Raw genomic sequence first — 250 nt, 5'->3', positions numbered from 1 at the left:
ATGCAGTTGAGCTAATAAATAAAGGCTTAGCGTATGTGTGCTTTTTAACGGCAGATCAAGCCCGTGAATACCGTGGCACATTAAAAGAGCCGGGTAAAAACAGCCCATACCGCGATACAGCAAGTGATGAGAATCTCGCGTTATTTGAAAAAATGCGTAATGGCGAGTTTAAAGAAGGCGAGTGTGTACTGCGCGCTAAAATTGATATGGCAAGCTCATTTATGGTGCTTCGCGATCCTATTATTTATCG

Annotated in this window: 1 protein-coding gene; it reads left to right on the top strand. The window is 42.8% G+C overall.

The features are described 5' to 3' along the window. Positions 1-250 (top strand): glutamate--tRNA ligase family protein (locus AAEY88_RS14810; protein WP_350563612.1); only part of this gene is annotated, 250 nt, incomplete at both ends.

The sequence above is a fragment of the Psychrobacter sp. CAL346-MNA-CIBAN-0220 genome (genome assembly GCF_040309805.1).
Classification (GTDB): Bacteria; Pseudomonadota; Gammaproteobacteria; order Pseudomonadales; family Moraxellaceae; genus Psychrobacter.
The sequence above is the reverse complement of the archived record's forward strand: the minus strand, read 5'-3'. Positions and strand labels throughout refer to the sequence as shown.